Origin of the sequence: Chryseobacterium hagamense (assembly GCF_007991455.1) — a bacterium.
In the GTDB taxonomy this organism is placed as follows: domain Bacteria; phylum Bacteroidota; class Bacteroidia; order Flavobacteriales; family Weeksellaceae; genus Chryseobacterium; species Chryseobacterium hagamense.
The window spans coordinates 156,459-173,692 of sequence record NZ_BJYJ01000009.1 but is presented as its reverse complement, the minus strand read 5'-3'; the positions used below and the strand labels follow the sequence as shown (position 1 = coordinate 173,692).

16 protein-coding genes and 1 pseudogene are annotated in these 17,234 nt (G+C 40.3%); 11 read left to right on the top strand and 6 right to left on the bottom strand.

The window, feature by feature from the left end:
- The 9 genes and pseudogenes from CHA01nite_RS10720 to clpP all read left to right on the top strand — a co-directional run.
- A partial coding sequence (locus tag CHA01nite_RS10720) for an RHS repeat-associated core domain-containing protein (protein ID WP_146941310.1) occupies window positions 1-3,552 on the top strand: 3,552 nt, incomplete at its 5' end.
- An 11-nt stretch (window positions 3,553-3,563) separates the two neighbouring features.
- Entirely contained in the window at window positions 3,564-3,881 is a 318-nt protein-coding gene (locus tag CHA01nite_RS10715; RefSeq protein ID WP_146941309.1) for a hypothetical protein, read from the top strand.
- 69 nt (window positions 3,882-3,950) lie between these two features.
- Window positions 3,951-4,895: an RHS repeat-associated core domain-containing protein gene (locus tag CHA01nite_RS10710; RefSeq protein WP_228458399.1), complete on the top strand. Its 945-nt coding sequence runs from the start codon at window positions 3,951-3,953 to the stop codon at window positions 4,893-4,895.
- 19 nt (window positions 4,896-4,914) lie between these two features.
- Window positions 4,915-5,592, top strand: coding sequence for a hypothetical protein (locus tag CHA01nite_RS10705; protein WP_170234721.1), 678 nt, complete (start codon window positions 4,915-4,917; stop codon window positions 5,590-5,592).
- Window positions 5,593-5,659: 67 nt separating this feature from the next.
- On the top strand, window positions 5,660-6,439 hold the full coding sequence (locus CHA01nite_RS10700) for an RHS repeat domain-containing protein (RefSeq protein ID WP_228458398.1): 780 nt from the start codon (window positions 5,660-5,662) through the stop codon (window positions 6,437-6,439).
- A gap of 138 nt (window positions 6,440-6,577) precedes the next feature.
- Window positions 6,578-7,066 (top strand): hypothetical protein, encoded by a 489-nt coding sequence (locus CHA01nite_RS10695; RefSeq protein ID WP_146941305.1) that lies wholly within the window; start codon window positions 6,578-6,580, stop codon window positions 7,064-7,066.
- Between the two features lie 139 nt (window positions 7,067-7,205).
- Window positions 7,206-7,397, top strand: a pseudogene (locus CHA01nite_RS10690) (RHS repeat-associated core domain-containing protein); the annotation flags it as partial.
- A gap of 118 nt (window positions 7,398-7,515) precedes the next feature.
- Window positions 7,516-9,501, top strand: a complete 1,986-nt coding sequence (gene dnaG, locus CHA01nite_RS10685; RefSeq protein ID WP_146941304.1) for a DNA primase — start codon at window positions 7,516-7,518, stop codon at window positions 9,499-9,501.
- A 102-nt stretch (window positions 9,502-9,603) separates the two neighbouring features.
- Complete coding sequence (clpP, locus tag CHA01nite_RS10680) at window positions 9,604-10,287, top strand: ATP-dependent Clp endopeptidase proteolytic subunit ClpP (protein WP_146941303.1); 684 nt, start codon at window positions 9,604-9,606, stop codon at window positions 10,285-10,287.
- A gap of 86 nt (window positions 10,288-10,373) precedes the next feature.
- Here the strand turns inward: clpP and CHA01nite_RS10675 are convergent, their stop codons facing one another.
- From CHA01nite_RS10675 to CHA01nite_RS10660, 4 genes are all read right to left on the bottom strand, one after another.
- Entirely contained in the window at window positions 10,374-11,783 is a 1,410-nt protein-coding gene (locus CHA01nite_RS10675; protein ID WP_146941302.1) for an L-type lectin family protein, read from the bottom strand.
- A 10-nt stretch (window positions 11,784-11,793) separates the two neighbouring features.
- Entirely contained in the window at window positions 11,794-12,405 is a 612-nt protein-coding gene (locus tag CHA01nite_RS10670; protein WP_146941301.1) for a phage tail-like protein, read from the bottom strand.
- A gap of 123 nt (window positions 12,406-12,528) precedes the next feature.
- Window positions 12,529-12,879 carry a helix-turn-helix domain-containing protein gene (locus CHA01nite_RS10665; RefSeq protein WP_146941300.1) on the bottom strand — a complete coding sequence of 117 codons (351 nt, stop codon included), beginning with the start codon at window positions 12,877-12,879 and terminating at the stop codon, window positions 12,529-12,531.
- Window positions 12,880-12,892: 13 nt separating this feature from the next.
- Complete coding sequence (locus CHA01nite_RS10660) at window positions 12,893-13,306, bottom strand: transposase (RefSeq protein WP_146941299.1); 414 nt, start codon at window positions 13,304-13,306, stop codon at window positions 12,893-12,895.
- Window positions 13,307-14,027: 721 nt separating this feature from the next.
- Here CHA01nite_RS10660 and CHA01nite_RS10655 point away from each other — a divergent pair.
- A complete protein-coding gene (locus CHA01nite_RS10655) occupies window positions 14,028-15,293 on the top strand; it encodes an esterase-like activity of phytase family protein (protein ID WP_146941298.1) in 1,266 nt (421 codons plus the stop codon).
- 348 nt (window positions 15,294-15,641) lie between these two features.
- Window positions 15,642-15,863, top strand: a complete 222-nt coding sequence (locus CHA01nite_RS10650; protein WP_146941297.1) for a hypothetical protein — start codon at window positions 15,642-15,644, stop codon at window positions 15,861-15,863.
- Between the two features lie 182 nt (window positions 15,864-16,045).
- Here CHA01nite_RS10650 and tpiA read toward each other — a convergent pair whose 3' ends face one another.
- Window positions 16,046-16,807, bottom strand: a complete 762-nt coding sequence (gene tpiA / locus CHA01nite_RS10645; RefSeq protein WP_146941296.1) for a triose-phosphate isomerase — start codon at window positions 16,805-16,807, stop codon at window positions 16,046-16,048.
- Window positions 16,808-16,848: 41 nt separating this feature from the next.
- Window positions 16,849-17,211, bottom strand: coding sequence for a tellurite resistance TerB family protein (locus tag CHA01nite_RS10640; RefSeq protein ID WP_146941295.1), 363 nt, complete (start codon window positions 17,209-17,211; stop codon window positions 16,849-16,851).
- Window positions 17,212-17,234: the final 23 nt, after the last annotated feature.

Genomic DNA, 17,234 nt, shown 5'->3' with positions numbered 1-17,234 from the left:
AAAGTATATGGAGCCGGAAATACGCTGCTTCGCCACAGAAGCACCGAGATTGATCAGACAACGGGAGATCCCTCCCGTATTTCCGTTGAAGTTTCTCCCGGAACCTTTGCACTGACCAGTCTATCCTATGATCCGTTTGGAAATGTAAAAGTAATTACCTATCCAAGCGGATATAAACTGACTTACACTTATGATTCCACCGGAAAATATGTGCAGACCGTTACCGATAATTTCGTTTCTTCTTCTGCCGTTTATGATCCGAGTTTTGATACGGTTCTGGAATCTACGGATCCTGCAGGAAACAAGATACAATATACGTATGATATTTTAGGGCGTATGACTTCCGTGCTGGGGCCAAAAGAAGTGGGCGTATCTCCGTATACGGTAAAATACAGCTATTTTGATACGGAGCTGGGAACCGGAACGAATCCTCCGAAGCTCTATGGATCTCTTACCCAGAACTATGACCCCCAGAATCCGTCCAATCCTATTGAAACCATCAGCTTGGCAGATTTTACCGGGAGGACCGTGCAGGTGAAAAAAGATATCGAAGCAGACGGTACCGAAAAAATGTCCGTATCGGGAATTACGCTCTACGACGTTTTCGGAAGGGCCGTTAAGCAATACCATCCGACGGATGAAAATAAGGATGCCGCAGCCAATAAAAAGTTGAAGCTTACCACGGCACCATACTATACTTCAGTTGTATATGACGCATTAAACAGGGTGGTCAACAGTTTTGATGAAGACGGAAACCTCACGGAGACTAAATATGCGATTGACAACAGTATGTATAAGCAGACTACGCAGCAGCTTCAGAACCTTGCCGTACCATTGAAATATGAAACATTTAACAATGCCGAGGGAAAAGTGGTTAAAACAAACAATTTTGTCGGAGGGCAGGTATTGTCAACCACATTCAACTATAATAATATAGGAGAGCTTCTCTCTTCCACAGATCCGGAGAATAAAACAACTGCCTACGCGTATGACATGGGAGGCAGAAGAATAAGGGAAGATCATCCGGACCGCGGTATTTCAAGATTTGTTTATGATGCGGGAGGCAATCTTATCAGAAGATATACGGCAAACCTTTCAGGTTCCACGGCATCTCAAAACTATATTGCTTATACTTATGACTTAAACAGGCTGACCAACATCACCTATCCTCCGCTGCCGAACGGATCGCCTAATCCGAATAACGTGGTTTACCAGTATGCGACCAATGGCTCAGGAAAAGGAAGGATTACATTTAAAGGTGACGGAACCGGTTCTGTGCAATACCTCTATGGAAATATGGGTGAGATCGTGCGGGAAAGGCGGCGCATCTTAGGATACAATATCCCTGTTATGTCTTTCACCACCAGTTACACCTATGACAGTTGGAACAGGATTTCCGGGATACGTTATCCGGATGGCGAATATCTGAGCTATCAATATGACCGCGGCGGAAACCTGAAGCAGGTAACCAGCGACGTGAATGGGGATTATATTAAGGACATCCGATATGACCTTTATGAACAGAGGACCAAAGTAGTGAATGGGAATGATACATATTCCGTCTATACGTATGATCCCGCCAGGCGTATGTTAAAAAACCATATCCTCACAAAAGACAATTATACGGTATTCCTTAATAATCAATATAAATACGATCTGGTAGGTAATGTTGTCAAGAATACGAATGCGGCCGACCCCACACCCAATATGCTGGGAGGACCGTATGAAATGATCTACGGCTATGATACCATGAACCGTCTGATCTCTTCGGAAGGTTCCATGTTCAAAGAGTTAAAGGAAGATCATACGGATCCGAACAATATTGCTTCAAGCTACAGCACATCGCTGAGCTATACCAACAGCAGCGGAATCGATACCAAAAAGCAGACGGTAATCCACCAGGGTACGGTTGATCCTTTGAATACCTACAATAATCTTTACACCTATTTAAGCGGTACGCACAGAGCGGATTCTGTTCTGGACCAGGCTACCAATACGAACAATCTGTTTAAATATGACCTTAACGGTAATCCCGCAGCCGACGGATCACCATTGGGGGCAAGATATATGTATTGGGACGAAGAGAATAACATGAAGGCCTATTCTTCGGAAGACGAAGGCATTTACCAGTACAACGTATATGACGACAAAAATGAGAGGACCATCAAGTATATTCTGGGCCAGCAGTCACAATTGTACCAGAATGGTGCCCTGGTTGACGGCTCGATGTCTTTGCAGTCCTACTCGGTCTATCCGAATCCTTTCATGACGGTAACTTCGGACGGGAAATATACCAAACATTACTATGCAGGAACCCAAAGAATAGCCAGCTACCTTTCCACCAACAGCGGAAATATCAGCAGATCCCAGGATTCCACCTCAGTAGCAGGAAGCAATGCAGCCCCTGATCCTGATCCCCGGGCGGATTTCAACCGGTATGCGGAAAAGGCAGGACTTGATGTACAGAGTATCGATACAGAGCTGAAATCGGGTTCCGCACAGAACGGAATTTATTATATCCACGGGGATTATCTGGGAACCGGCACCTTTGTGACGGATGGCGATGGTATTGCTACCCAATTTTTCTTAAATTTACCATTCGGGGAAACATTTGTAGAACAGCAGGTAACCGGCAAGTATCCTAATCCTTATAAGTTTAATGCCAAAGAGTTAGACAGCGAAACCGGTCTTTATTATTATGGAGCGAGGTATTATAATCCTAGATTGAGTATTTGGTATGGGGTGGATCCGCTGGCGGAGAAAATGCCGAGCTGGTCGCCGTATGCTTATGCATTTGATAATCCTATAAGATTTACTGATCCGGATGGAAGATATCCTATTTTACCTCTTGTCGGGACAATAGCTGTGTTCTTGAGAACATTCAATAATACACCTTCTAGAATGGGAACGCTTTCAGGTGCGAATGCAGCAGCAGCAATGTCAAGATTAGGAAACACTGAATTTAGTTGGAGCCAAGGTAGAAGTCTTCCTACTAGTACGGCATATTTTAATAACCGGGATGGAAGATATATCTATACAACCGAAGGCGGTTGGATTGATATGGTACATTTTCTATTTTATGCAGGTAGAGCCTATAACTATAAACAAGATAAAAGTAGAGCTCAAGCAGAAGTGTTGGCAAAAGGTGGTTCTGTGTCTTTAAAAACTTTAGGAGAATCTAGGATGAATCCAGTCAGTGAATCATTGCAAGATGGATATGCGCAGGAAGCGTCAGATGTTATGTTTGCAGAACATTCTGCATATAGTTATGAAGATTTGCCTAGCGATAAATTTGGAGCTGAATTCGGAGCAAATTATTTTGATCCTAAAAGCAAATTTTCATTTGGAGAGCAATTGCAAAATTATTTAAATTCATTAGGTGCAACAAATCCTAAAAATGCTCCTAATTATAATGAACTTCCTAAACAGGATAATCTTAAATCCCCTCCACGAAAAAATTATAGTACAAAACCAGTTTATATTAAAGGAGATAAAGGAGGAACAAATGGTAATCCTTGCTCATTATGCCAGCCAACTAAATCAAAGCAATAGAGATTAATATTATGAAGAAACTTAAAAGTAAATTTTTATTCGTCATGCTTTTTTTTATAATTAGTTGTGTATCAGAAAATATGCAAGAAGCTAATCATATCATAAATAAAATAGAGGAATATAGAAAATCAAACAAGAAACTTCCTGAGAATCTTAACGAAATTGGAGTAAAAGAAACGGAAGAAGGTCCTGTATTTTATAAGAGAATTGGTTTATCAAACTATATAATATGGATTCAAGCTGAGTCTTCAATGGGGGATTCTGATATTTATTATTCTGATACTAAAAAATGGGAGAAGGCATATAGAGAAATTAAGTCAACTAAATGAATGGCTCTGTTATTAGGTCCTAGATCAGTTGTAAAATAAGATTATAGCACTTGTCATCTGCTAGGACAAGTGTCTCGCTCTTTCCTTCGTGATAAGATTGGTGTTACAAGCCTGTTTTTCTTAAATTTACCATTCGGGGAAACATTTGTAGAGCAGCAGGTCACCGGGAAATATCCGAACCCTTACAAGTTTAACGCAAAAGAGTTAGACAGCGAAACAGGTCTTTATTATTATGGAGCGAGGTATTATAATCCTAGATTGAGTATCTGGTATGGGGTGGATCCACTAGCGGAGAAGTACGCAGGGTGGTCGCCGTATGCATATTGTGGAAACAACCCTATTAATTACATTGATCCTGATGGAAATTTTAGATTACCGGCAAATGCTACGAGAGAGCAAAGAAGATTATATACAGAGGCAATAAAAACTATAAAAGCGGTGTTTCGAGATTCAGGATTTCGAAAAGCGTTTAAAGAGAGATTTGGTGTAGATGATAAAATGATACAGAAAATGCTCAGAGATGGAGATGGACCCACTGTTGTAATGAATGAAAGTATGGGACATTTGGGGTTATTTGATCAAAAAAAAGATCCTAATGCTATTTATATTGATCCTGGTGTAATAAACACGGTTTCAAAACATAAAGGAGATAAAAAGTATATTGATAATTTAGCAGAAATAATGATTCATGAAGGTGGTCATTGGGGAGACTATCAAATAGACCATATTTCCGAGGAATTTACCCTAGGTTTTAGGACGAGTTTTCAATCAAAAAGTGGTATGCCAGATGCAGGAGATAATTGGGAAATTACTTATTTTGGAACAGATACTCAATTTTCTGCTTCTGATCGTGACATAATTACTGAAAAGTTTGATGGATTTAGGAGGAATAATGCTGCAAAAGATTTTAGGCAACAACGTGAAATCAGGGACTTGAAATCAGAAAAAAAGCCATCTATTTTAGATATTTATAAAAAACCGAAAGATAATTTGCGGGTAAGACCATGTTATTAACCCAAAATCCCTAAACAATATGAATTTTAAAACTAAAATAGTTATGATCTTATTATCCTCTTTATTACTTACGAATTGTAAGGAGGAAATGAAAAGTTGTGTAAGCCAATCTACCGATACTAATGTAAAGCTATATAATGACTTAACAGATCAGTTGATACCTATTTTTTTTGGAGAAGATTATTTAGGTAAAAAAAGATATTTTGATAGTTTAAGAGTTCATGATGAGGATTTATATATCGAAGAGAGGACAAAAGCGCACAACGAACTTTTTAATAATCCTGAAAAATTTTGCAATTTATATATAGATTCTACTAAAAATAAAAATACATATTTCGGGACAGATAATACCGAAGTTTATTTAAGACGCATAAAAAGAACGAAGGATTCTTTTAAAGACTTTTCTAATAGTCCAGATATTAAAAAATTAAGTACACGAAGTTCTATAAAAGCAAATCAATTTAATTTGTGTACCGCAAAAGTGCTGGATCTGGCAGAGTATGATAAACATACAAATGAATGTGAGATAGGTGTTGTCTATTTTTCAGAGATTGTATTTGATCCTTCTAAAAGAAGAGCATTAGTTTTTGTTGACCATCGTATAAAAAATTATTTCCATAGAAATGCCGTATTTGAACTAAGATTGCATGATAATTATTGGGAAATAGAAGATTTTATGTTAGTGTCAACTTCCTAATTTTCCCGTCGCTTCCGCACGAATCCTTTCGTGTGGTAGTTTGGAAATTATCATAAATTTACAATTTGTGGAAACCTTGATTGAGCAGCAGGTAGCCGGAAAATACAGCAACCCGTATAAGTTTAATGCCAAAGAATTAGACAGCGAAACCGGTCTTTATTATTATGGAGCGAGGTATTATAACCCGAGGTTGAGTGTTTGGTATGGTGTGGATCCGCTGGCGGAGAAAATGCCGGGCTGGTCGCCGTATGTTTATGCATTTGATAATCCGGTACGTTATACCGATCCCGACGGTAGAGCTCCAAATGATATTGTTTATTTTAATATGCTAGGACAAGAAATATATCGAATAAAAAGTAATACTGAGTTCAGAACATTCGTACAAGCTTCTACCTTTTCTGAAATTGTAGGTGGACAAACAAGTATTGCGCCTGTAGGAAGCGGTATATCTGGTTTTTTTGTAGAAGCTCAAATGCCAAATATAATTCAAACTAGAACTCAAAGTGGCGAAGATGTTAGTGGTCCAAAATATCAAGTAAATGACTATCAAATAGCTGCAAGTACACATCTGTCAAATAATGAACTTAACTCTGGTACTATGATAGTAGGAGATAAGAACGGAAATTTAGTAAAAGCTTGGAGTATGCAAGAATCACATGCTGGAACAAATGGTTCAATTTACAAGTTAATAATAATGAGGATTTTACACCGGATAAAACAGCAATTGGAATTACAAAAGGAGCAACATTCTCAACAAATAAAAAAATTAATTTATCTATTAGATATGCAATCGGTGAGGGATTCTCTTCCAGTCCAAATTATTCAAAAGATGGTAGTGGTAAAATAATTTCTAGAAACTGGTCTTGGAGAGGATGGAATGAAGCAATTAAAGGTTATAATGGTGGAGGTGTAAAAGGTTATGAAAAATATATTCAAACAATGTTAAATCAAAGTAGAACACCTAAACCTTCAAATTATTAAAAATATGAATACAAAAAATATTGTATTATTTATAATATATTTCACTCATTGCGGATTCTCTTTCGCGCAGAAAAAGGAAATAAATTTTACAGAAGAAAGGCACAAGTTTAATCAAAAACTTATATTCAATCAATGTTATAATATGGTTAAAAAACAGATTACTAAGAATGATGAATTTAAAGGCAGCTTTTTAGGCCGGGTTAAAACGAAGACAGGTAAGACTTATTTTATTGTAAAATCCTCGTACATTTTTAATTTAAATAAGAGTGCAACGGCAGAAAGTCAAATCTTTGTTTATAATTATAAAAACGAATTTGTCGGCTATTATTATTTGAGTAATATTAATCAATTGCCTTGGAAATTGTTTCATAATAAATTATACTTTAATAACAAAGATTGCAGGGAAAAGATAATTGTAGATTTTACCACTGGTATACCTAATGCTATTAATTTAAAATGTAATGGAGTTGACGACTTAATTGAGTTAAAATAAATGTCTGCTATTACATAGGAATTCTGCTTGTTAATGTGCAAAAAGGCGGCATTAATTTGATAATATCTAACTATGGTATATTTTACGACAGATACTAATTATGTTTCAGTAAAATATAGCTTAATTACCCTTCGGGGAAACATTCGTAGAGCAGCAGGTCACCGGAAAATATCCGAACCCTTACAAGTTTAACGCAAAAGAGTTAGACAGCGAAACAGGTCTTTATTATTATGGAGCGAGGTATTATAATCCTAGATTGAGTATCTGGTATGGGGTGGATCGGCTGACGGAGAAAATGCCGATGCTTTCTTTTCCAAATCCTGTTCAATGATGTATCTAATAAGAAAAGGTCCTAAATGGACCTTAATACGACTCGTTTACCAATTTTATGCGGGTCTTTCTTATATAATATCTTGCCTGCAAAACCTAAATTTTGTCTATTTTTGCACATGATTTCTAAGCAGACCATTGATAAGATATTTTCCACAATCCGCGTTGAAGAGATTGTCGGGGAATATGTGCAGCTGAAAAGGGCAGGGTCTAACTTCAAAGGGCTCAGCCCGTTTCATGAAGAAAAAACCCCGAGTTTCGTGGTGTCGGCCAGCAAGCAGATCTGGAAGGATTTCTCTACCGGAAAAGGCGGAACGGCCATTTCTTTTTTGATGGAAATCGAAAACTTTACCTATCCCGAAGCCCTTCGCCATGCCGCCAAAAAATACGGCATCGAGATCGAAGAAGACCAGAAAGATTTTTCTGAGGAAGCGAAAATGGCCCAGTCGGAGCGGGACCAGCTGTATAAAATCCATGAAGTGGCCAATGATTTCTTTCAGAATTTCCTTTGGGAAGTGGAAGAGGGGAAGAATATCGGTCTTTCCTATTTTAAAGAGCGGGAACTTCGTGACGACATCATCAAAAAATTCCAGCTTGGCTATTCTCCCGAAAAGAAAAACGCCTTTACCGAATATGCCCTGGAAAAAGGCTATTCCAAAGATCTCCTGGAAAAATCCGGGCTTTCGATTTTCCCTGAAAATTCACCGTCCGGCATCGACCGTTTCCGGGAAAGGGTCATGTTTCCGATCCACAGCTTTTCCGGCAGAGTGCTGGGATTCGGGGCGAGGATCCTGAGAAATAACGTAAAAACCGCCAAATACCTCAACTCCCCGGAGACGGAAATTTACCATAAATCCAATGTCCTGTACGGCCTGAACCAGAGCAAGCAGGCCATTTCACGGAAAAATGTCTGTCTTTTGGTGGAAGGATATATGGACGTGATCTCCCTTCACATGTCAGGCATCGAAAATGTGGTGGCGAGTTCCGGGACTTCCCTGACCACAGAGCAGATTAAACTGATCAAGAGACTCACGGAAAACGTGACCATTCTTTTTGACGGGGACAATGCCGGAATCAAGGCCAGTTTCCGGAGCATTGATATGCTGCTGACCGAAGGAATGAACATCCGTGTCCTGCTGTTTCCCGACGGTGACGACCCCGATTCGTTCGCCCGCAAGCATCCTCAGGAATACGTAGAGAAATTCATCGAAAATGAAGCAATGGATTTTATCGACTTTAAGGCGGAAATCCTGTTGAAAAACATCGGGGATGATCCTATCAAAAAAGCCGAGGCGATCCGCGATATCGTAAAATCGGTTTCTTTCGTTCAGAATGCTTTAAAAAGGGAGGTTTATTTGAAGCAGGTTTCCGGTAAGTTCGGTCTTTCGGAGCAGAGCCTGTTCAATGAGCTGAATGTCCAGAAGCAGATCACGCAGGGCCAGACGCATCATGTACAGCAGCAGCAAAAAGAAACCGCTCCGGTAAAAATGGATGTGGTTCCTTTAGATGAAGAAAAATCCGATCCGTTTTTGTTTGAGGTTCTGTTCATGGAAAATAAGCTGATCGATCACATGCTGATGTTCGGTGATATTGTACTGAAAAGGAAAAATGAAAGTGAAGAGGAATACCAGATTACCGTTATTGAGGAAATACTTTATCATTTCGATGAAGAAGAATACCGTTTTCTGGTTAAAGGAAATGAAATTATTATCGGACACGTAAAAGAGGGGATTCAGAATGAAGAACTGAGAAGCGGAAATTTCTTTATTACCTTTATGGACGAGGAAATTACGACAAAAGTGGTGGATGCCCTGCTTCCGGCCAACGAACTGGAGAACTGGGCTTCCAGGAATATATTCCCGCCGAATTACGGAGACAAAATTGCCGATCAGGTAAAAGGGGATATCCTGCTTCATAAATACCGGTATATCGATTATCTTATTGCAGAGACTGCCAGAGAACTCGACCATTACAGGGATTCCGACCAGACAAAATATTTTGAGCTGGTGCAGAAAATTATGTTGATGAAGCAGGCGTCCATCAAATTAAGCCAGATGATCGAATATTCGCCTATCAAAGGGATTTATGTCAACCGGAAAAGATAGTTGCTGAAATTGTACGCTCTTCTATGACAAAAAGTCCTATAAAATTTTAGGAATAAAAGTTGTAACTTCAACTTCGTAACATATAATAATACAAACAGAAATATGGACATTAAAAAAGAATTCAGAGATTTCTCTACGAAACATTTAGGAAACAACGGTCTGGTTACCGATCAATATATGAATATGTACGGTCCTACGAATCTTACCCCGTATATCATGGAGGAAAGAAGACTGAACGTAGCACAGATGGACGTTTTCTCCCGTCTGATGATGGACCGGATTATTTTCCTGGGAACAGGGATTGATGATCAGGTAGCCAACATTGTAACGGCGCAGCTTTTATTTCTGGAAAGTGCCGATCCTTCAAAAGATATTCAGATCTACATCAATTCTCCTGGCGGTAGTGTATATGCCGGATTGGGCATTTATGATACCATGCAGATTATCAAGCCGGACGTGGCCACCATCTGTACGGGAATTGCTGCTTCCATGGGAGCGGTACTTCTGGTAGCAGGGGAGAAGGGAAAGCGTTCTGCATTGAAGCATTCAAGAGTGATGATTCACCAGCCTTCAGGAGGTGCCCAAGGGGTTGCTTCCGATATGGAGATCAATCTGAGAGAGATGCTGAAACTGAAGAAAGAACTTTATGAAATCATTTCAGAACATTCGGGACAAACGTACGAGTGGGTAGAAAAAGCTTCGGACCGTGACTACTGGATGACTTCCGAAGAAGCCAAAGGCTACGGGATGGTAGATGAAGTTTTGCAGAGAGCGAAAAAATCATAGTCAGCAAAGGCTGTCATAACAAAAGCGCACCGGTTCCGGTGCGCTTTTACTGTTTTTAACATCAGCAGATCAATACTGAAATTAGATTATTTTGAATAGGCCGGAAGCATCGGGTTGGTGATGACCGAACATTTCCTGATTTCAATAGTTGTGATAGCCGTATTGTTGGTGGTATCGGTATCGGTAATCTGGTTGGATGATACGTTGGAAACCATTCTGAAGCTGCGGTTGTTGCCCAGGCCTTTTTTATAATATTTTCCGGTAATCGTAACGATGCCTGACGTTTTGGCCGTCAGTCCCACCGTGCCGGTGATATTGTTGGACGTAAATCCTGAAGTCGGCAGATTGGAATTGGTAAATCCTGTGGTCGAAAGACCCGTTATTGAAAACTTGGACGGGTCGAGTACATTATTGTTTTCATCTGTTATTTTCCCGTTGAAATCGATGCTGTTGAGTGCGGCATCGGTATCGTTACTGACCTCTACTTTAAAAGTAATATCACTGGTGTTGTCATTGCACGTAAAATAGCTGTCCGAACGGCTGTCTACCCTCAGGTTTCCGGGCGTAGTGAGGATAATGTTCCTGATTTCCTGAAAATTGAATCCCCCGCCTGTAGAAGCGGCGAAGCCCAGTTTAAGATTGGAAGGGATAGGATAAGTCGCTGAGCTCAGCGTGTAGGAGAGAACCTGCGTAAAAGTAGTCTGGTTTTCCTTTCTCCATTTGATGGTTACCACATAATCATTACCCGGCTTGGTAATAATCACCTGGACCCTCCGGTAGAAAACATTGTCCGCAGGCCGGGTTGCCGTAAGGGTATTGTAATCGATTTCGTCACGCTGCCGGATGGCATCAACGGTTCCGCTCCGGTTACCCAGCGGGGCGCTTGCAAGATATACGTTTGAATTGTTGTAAGTAGCGCTTGTCGGTCCTCTTAGCACAAAAGCGTTGGGAAGCATCCCTGAAGTCAGGGTGCCGGCAGGTGCTGACCCGTTTCTGTTCTCCCCGTTGTTGGCGTAGTTGCCGTAAGCATCAAGCCCAATCCCGAGGTATCCCCCGGATAATCCGGTGGTTCCGGCCGGGTTACTGTAGGTGGCATATCCTAATGAACCGCCGTAGCCACCCAATTTGAAGTTGGCATCCGATACAGTGGCGTCAAAGAGGTAAACGGAAAAACCGTCTGCTCCAAAATAACCGTCATTGATATTCCGCCAGTCTTTGTATTCGAAATCGGCAATGACGCCCAGCGTCGTCGGAAATCCCTGAAGGACATACATAAAACCTTTCTGGTTGGTTTTGGCCTCGGTAAGCCTTAACCATCCTGCTCCGTTGGGATCAACCCCGTTCGCCGCAGTAAGGTAGGCATTGTCTCCTACTCTTATCCCCGTCATGTCCTTGGTTGTCAGAGGATTGGTAATCGTAAACTGCCCGGATACCGTGACCAGGGAAAGGGAAAGTACAGCCGTTAATAATTTTAATCGATATTTCTGAATATTCATTCTCAGGTTTTTATTTTACTACAAATACAATATTCATAAAGCTGGCATCCGTCGCATTATTGCTGACCGTATAATTCATTACCCCGTTGGCATCAATCGTTACATTGGTAAAGGCATTGGTATCGTAATAGGTGATATAATATTCAAGATCGTTTTTGCCGAGTACAGGAATTTTTCCCAGAGCACCGGTACTGGATACCTGCGGCGTAGTAAACTGGTTATAATACAGCTGGTAAAGGTCTTTTGTTTTGGCACCCAGGGTAGTGGTATCAAAAAGGATGGATGGCATATAGAAGAACTTAGGCATTCTCAATCCTACCCATTTTGAGATCCCGTTATTGTAAAAATAAAAGCCGGGAGTGGTAATATTAGAAGTTTTTGAAGTTGGGGTACCGGGTACGGCAGTCACATACACCACCGCTGAATTCTGATCTGCCCCATACAGGTTATCCTTGGCGGCAAGTTCCGTTCCGGTCATTCTTACGGTCAGCAAACCATCCGGAGTTGAAGCGGCTGATTTGGTAAGATCCAATGTTGACTTTGGGAGGTTAGTATTAATACCTACTTGCCCGCTAAGGTAAGAAATAGCCGATAAACACAGCATCGAAATGATCCTTTTCATATTTTTTTTGGGCAAAAATATGAAATTTAAGAGCAGATATACTAAAATTAACCGTCTTTTTTTATGACTGTAATCATAATCCCCGGCGGAGTGATAAATTTTATTGCGGTTTAATTGCGATACCTAATAAGAAGCCTCATCCAAAGCTGATCCATTGGGGAAAAAAAATTTTTTCCATTTGGCAACGGTATTTCTGCTAAGTCTGAAATGATCGGCCGTCTGGGTATTGTTCAGATGATGCTTTTGCTGGTAATTCAGGATTTTGAGAATGGTATTCCTGTCGTACGATTTCAGCTTTTGGTTGTCCTGCAGTTTTTGTTTATCGCTTTTTCCGGTAATAATGGCATTTAAACGCATAATATCCAGGAGATCGATGTTCTTTTTCTTTAAAATAGAGCTGCAGAGCTTTGCCTTCTCAGGATATTTCATCCGGATCATATCCTGATAGATTTTCCGGTAGTCAGGAGTTTTCATTTTATGTGTATTTTTATTTTTTACTGATCCACTTATAAAGCGTGGTTTTCGGAATACGGTATTCCTGCATAATTTCTGCTTTTGTCTTAATGCCGGTATGAATGAGTTCAAGAATAAAATCAATAATTTCGCGGGTATAAATATTTTTCCGGAAAACGGGGAGCTCGGTTTTTGTTTCAGCTTTTTCTTTAATATTTACGGGGGGCGAATAAAGAATGAGATGCTGGGTGTAGATTCTGAAAAAATCATAGTCGAGCAGTTTGCTCCACTTCAGAAGTTTTTCTGTACTGATTTCATGGGAACCATACATACGATAAATCTCCTCTTCAGTACATTTCATAAAATTACAGATATGGTACAATTCCATTTTCTTTTCAACCACTCTTTTTTCGATTAAATTTCCAATATGGATGTTTTTAAACTTCATACGATATAATATATTGATGTAAGGAGATGATAATCTGTTGAATACCCGGATCCTGCAATTTATTTTCCGGCACTTCTATTGAAAAACGTACTGGAATCATATCTTAAAAACAGCTGGATGATCCCTCTCATTAATGATTTAAAAATCCGGCACCTGTGAATATACGATCATTACAGGATCCTATACCCATAATGATATGTTTCGCCGTAAACCTGTACTGAAGGATTTCCGAAAGTGCTGGTATCGCCTGCAGGATCACCCCTAACATCAAAAATCATTTCAGAAGTTTTTATTAATCGCTACCTGTGCATATAAAACTTACAGGGAGAGAAAAATTAGGTATGCTTATTCATTGTATATTAAATTTTAGCTGTTATGATACGGAACCCTTTACAGGATTTACATGGCAAATATAATAATTATTTTAGATGATTAAATAAATCCAGGTAAAATACTGAAAAATAGAAAATTATAACAATGTTCCACTAATTAAATAACAAAAATCAGATAAAAATTCTATAATTAGTGGTACTGTTTAACTTTTATTCTTTTAGATGAGGATGAACTTTTTTGTTTTTTCGTGAATGTTTGTTATATAGAATTAATATAATGATAAGAAAAGATGTTTTCAGCTACAGGATCATTTATTTAAAATACAATTAGTATTCGCTTAAACATCAGTTCATACATCATCCTTACTTTCGCGTCACAATAAACCAACATGAAAAAAATACTGTTTTCTGGCTTGATGCTGACTGCGCTTACCGCATGTAAAGATTTTGAAACGACCGATAGCGGTCAGGATATCAATTATTCCAAGCTGCCTCAGGAGTTTCCTTTCAGCACTTTGGCAACCGTCAACGGAGTAGAGGTGATCAACGGGGGATTCGGATCCGGAGCTGCGGCGCATCCCACCAGAAAAGGAGAATTCTATGTCATCACAGACCGTGGTCCCAATACGGATTACCTGAACGGGAAAAAATTCCTGTCGCCTTCCTTTACCCCTACCATCATGCACTTCAAGATAAATGCGGCAGGAAATATTGAAGTCATTAAATACATCAAACTTAAAAACCCTTCAGGGCAGCCGATTACCGGACTTCCGAACCCAGCCGGAATGGGAAGCACCGGGGAAGTGGCCTATGATGCCAACGGAACGGTACTTGGGACGGATCCTTATGGAATGGACAGTGAAAGTGTTGTGGCAGCAGCTGACGGTACGTTCTGGGTTTCAGATGAATATGGTCCGCATATCGTACACTACACGGCAGAAGGTGTGGAAATGGAGAGAATCAGCCCGATCGGAGTCAATACGGGAACGCGGAAGCTGCCGGCAGTTCTTGCCAAGAGAAGGGCAAACCGCGGAATGGAAGGACTGTGCATCACACCGGATGGAAAAACCCTGGTAGGTGCCATCCAGTCGATGATGTATGTGCCGAGCAAAAGTCTGGCAACCAATAAAACATTAACGAGGATTGTCACTTTCGATATTGCTACCGGACAGACGAAGCAGTTCCTGTATCAGCAGGATGGAGGCGCTTCCGACTCGGTATGTGACATTACGGCACTGAGCAGTACGGAATTCCTGCTTATCGAAAGAGACGGAAACTTCGGTTCCCAGGGGGGCATCAAAAAAGTTTACCGCATCAATCTTTCCGGAGCTACCGATGTGAACGGATCTGACCTGAGCGCAGTAGACGGAATGAAAATCAACGGGAAAGCTCTTGAACAATGTACCTGGGCAGAAATTTCTGCAGCCGGAATCCAGGCCGTTTCCAAGACCCTTGCCGTGGATCTCGTGGCTAAACTGGGTTATGAACACGATAAATTCGAAGGCATCGTTTATCTCGGAAACAATAAACTGGCCGTTTTCAATGATGATGACTTCGGTATCGTAGACGACGGAAACGGAAACCCTAAAGCCAAGATTCTCCCAAAAACCGGGAAAGTAGACAAAGGAACGATGTACGTCGTCGATATTAAATAGTTTTCAAAATATTCTGAGTCTCCCGAAACCGGGGGACTTTTTTATCGGTAAGATCAAAGGAATTTTATTTTACGGAATTCTGAAATGTTTCAGATTGTATAATCGCTCTTTTACAATTAAAAACTAATACTTCCAATTTACAGCAGATTCATAATAAACGGGTCATTGATTTTACTGATTCAGCAGATTTAAAATCTAGATGGCGAAATTACATTCAGACGTTTTATAACACTTAGATTTACAGCTGTTTAATACCACATTATCTTATGAATTGTTTTAATTTTGAATCCGTAACCTGTATTTGTGCGTATATACTTTTTACATCAACTCAATCATAATAAACGGCTTATGTCTTTATTTAAGGAAAACTTCCGGCATATTATTGTTGCTGAGATCGAGGAAACTTATGGAATTGCCATTCCTGAACATACGGAAAAACAGGAACTTGTCTATCTGCTTTCGCATTCTCTTCTCGGGATCTATCATAAAAAATTATATGTGTATTTCATATCCGGTCATGTCGTTAATTATAAAGTCCATCATTTTATCTTCAACAGGAAAATAATGTAACCAATTCATTTAAGTAAAAGCTGAGGTTAACAGATTGGAAAAGGGAAACTCTGGTAGTTTTTGTCGGGATTACCGACAGGATTTTCAATTGAGGATAAAGCAAATAGTACCGGATTCATAGGAATTCAGAAACAAAAAAACCACCGCATCCGGTGGTCTTCTGGTGTCTGTGTTATTATTGCTTATGATTGGAAGGCCTCGATGATTCTAGAAAAATCTTCCAATTTCAATGCTGCTCCGCCGATCAGTCCGCCATCGATATCGGGTTGGGAGAAAATTTCCCGGGCATTGTCCGGTTTTACGGAGCCTCCGTACAGGATCGAAATTTCGTCGGCTACTTCCTGTCCGTATTTTGCTGCGATTGTGCTTCTGATATGAGCATGGATCTCCTGCGCCTGCTCGGGACTGGCTGTTTCGCCGGTGCCGATGGCCCAAACCGGTTCGTAAGCGATCACTACTTTCCTGATTTCCTCTGCCGAAAGCGTAAACAAAGCGACTTCCGTCTGGTTCTTTACCACTTCGAAATGTTCGCCTGCTTTTCTCTGCTCCAGGGTTTCACCGTTACAGTAAACAGGAATTAAGCCTTTATCCAACGCCAGCTTGATCTTTCTGTTGCAGTGGGAATCCGTTTCACCATGATACTGCCTTCTTTCGGAGTGCCCGATCAGTGAACCGGTAGCATCGATGGATTCCAGCATGTCTGCAGAAATTTCCCCGGTATAGGCTCCGCTTTCATGCTCGCTCATGTCCTGGGCAAAAATGCCGATCTCATCTTTTTCAAAAATATCCTTTGCCATCATCAGGTATAAAGCCGGTGGAGCGATCCATACTTCACAGTTCGGCGTATGGTTGTTTTTATAGCTTAGCAACTGAACCATCAACTGTTGGGCATCAATTACACTTTTGTTCATTTTCCAGTTTCCTGCTACTATTTTTCTTCTCATAAAATTTATTTTAATGTTTAAACCGCTTGGTACGGTCTGTTTTAATGTTCTGATTTATCAATATTCCAAAGATTTTTCAAAAGCGTATAAAAAGTATGCTCTTCATCGGTCACTACTTGATCCGCTTTGATCAGGGTCTTGGCAAACTGTATAAAATTGTCGCGTTCTTTCTTTGTGGAATCATCGTAAAAGCAACGCGCGTGAAATTCGAAATGGTCTTTCCATTCTTCCGGCTGCAGCAGGGCAATGGTTTCAAGTTCGTTATCGAGGTTGATCTTAAAAGGAAACTCATCCGCTAAATACTGCTGGACCAGCATTCCTTCTTCCGGGGAAAATTCCCCGTCTACTGAGGAGAGAATCATTAAAAGGTGGTAACCGGCAATCGGCTTATTGGATTTTTGCATGATGATTATGATATAGTTTAAGG

Excerpts from the sequence above, each read along its gene's own strand:
- CHA01nite_RS10715 (WP_146941309.1), top strand. The coding sequence starts at position 3,564 with ATGAAGAAACTTAAAAGTAAATTTTTATTCGTCATGCTTTTTTTTATA.
- CHA01nite_RS10705 (WP_170234721.1), top strand. The coding sequence starts at position 4,915 with ATGAATTTTAAAACTAAAATAGTTATGATCTTATTATCCTCTTTATTA.
- CHA01nite_RS10695 (WP_146941305.1), top strand. The coding sequence starts at position 6,578 with ATGAATACAAAAAATATTGTATTATTTATAATATATTTCACTCATTGC.
- dnaG (WP_146941304.1), top strand. The coding sequence starts at position 7,516 with ATGATTTCTAAGCAGACCATTGATAAGATATTTTCCACAATCCGCGTT.
- clpP (WP_146941303.1), top strand. The coding sequence starts at position 9,604 with ATGGACATTAAAAAAGAATTCAGAGATTTCTCTACGAAACATTTAGGA.
- CHA01nite_RS10675 (WP_146941302.1), bottom strand. The coding sequence starts at position 11,783 with ATGAATATTCAGAAATATCGATTAAAATTATTAACGGCTGTACTTTCC.
- CHA01nite_RS10670 (WP_146941301.1), bottom strand. The coding sequence starts at position 12,405 with ATGAAAAGGATCATTTCGATGCTGTGTTTATCGGCTATTTCTTACCTT.
- CHA01nite_RS10665 (WP_146941300.1), bottom strand. The coding sequence starts at position 12,879 with ATGAAAACTCCTGACTACCGGAAAATCTATCAGGATATGATCCGGATG.
- CHA01nite_RS10660 (WP_146941299.1), bottom strand. The coding sequence starts at position 13,306 with ATGAAGTTTAAAAACATCCATATTGGAAATTTAATCGAAAAAAGAGTG.
- CHA01nite_RS10655 (WP_146941298.1), top strand. The coding sequence starts at position 14,028 with ATGAAAAAAATACTGTTTTCTGGCTTGATGCTGACTGCGCTTACCGCA.
- CHA01nite_RS10650 (WP_146941297.1), top strand. The coding sequence starts at position 15,642 with ATGTCTTTATTTAAGGAAAACTTCCGGCATATTATTGTTGCTGAGATC.
- tpiA (WP_146941296.1), bottom strand. The coding sequence starts at position 16,807 with ATGAGAAGAAAAATAGTAGCAGGAAACTGGAAAATGAACAAAAGTGTA.
- CHA01nite_RS10640 (WP_146941295.1), bottom strand. The coding sequence starts at position 17,211 with ATGCAAAAATCCAATAAGCCGATTGCCGGTTACCACCTTTTAATGATT.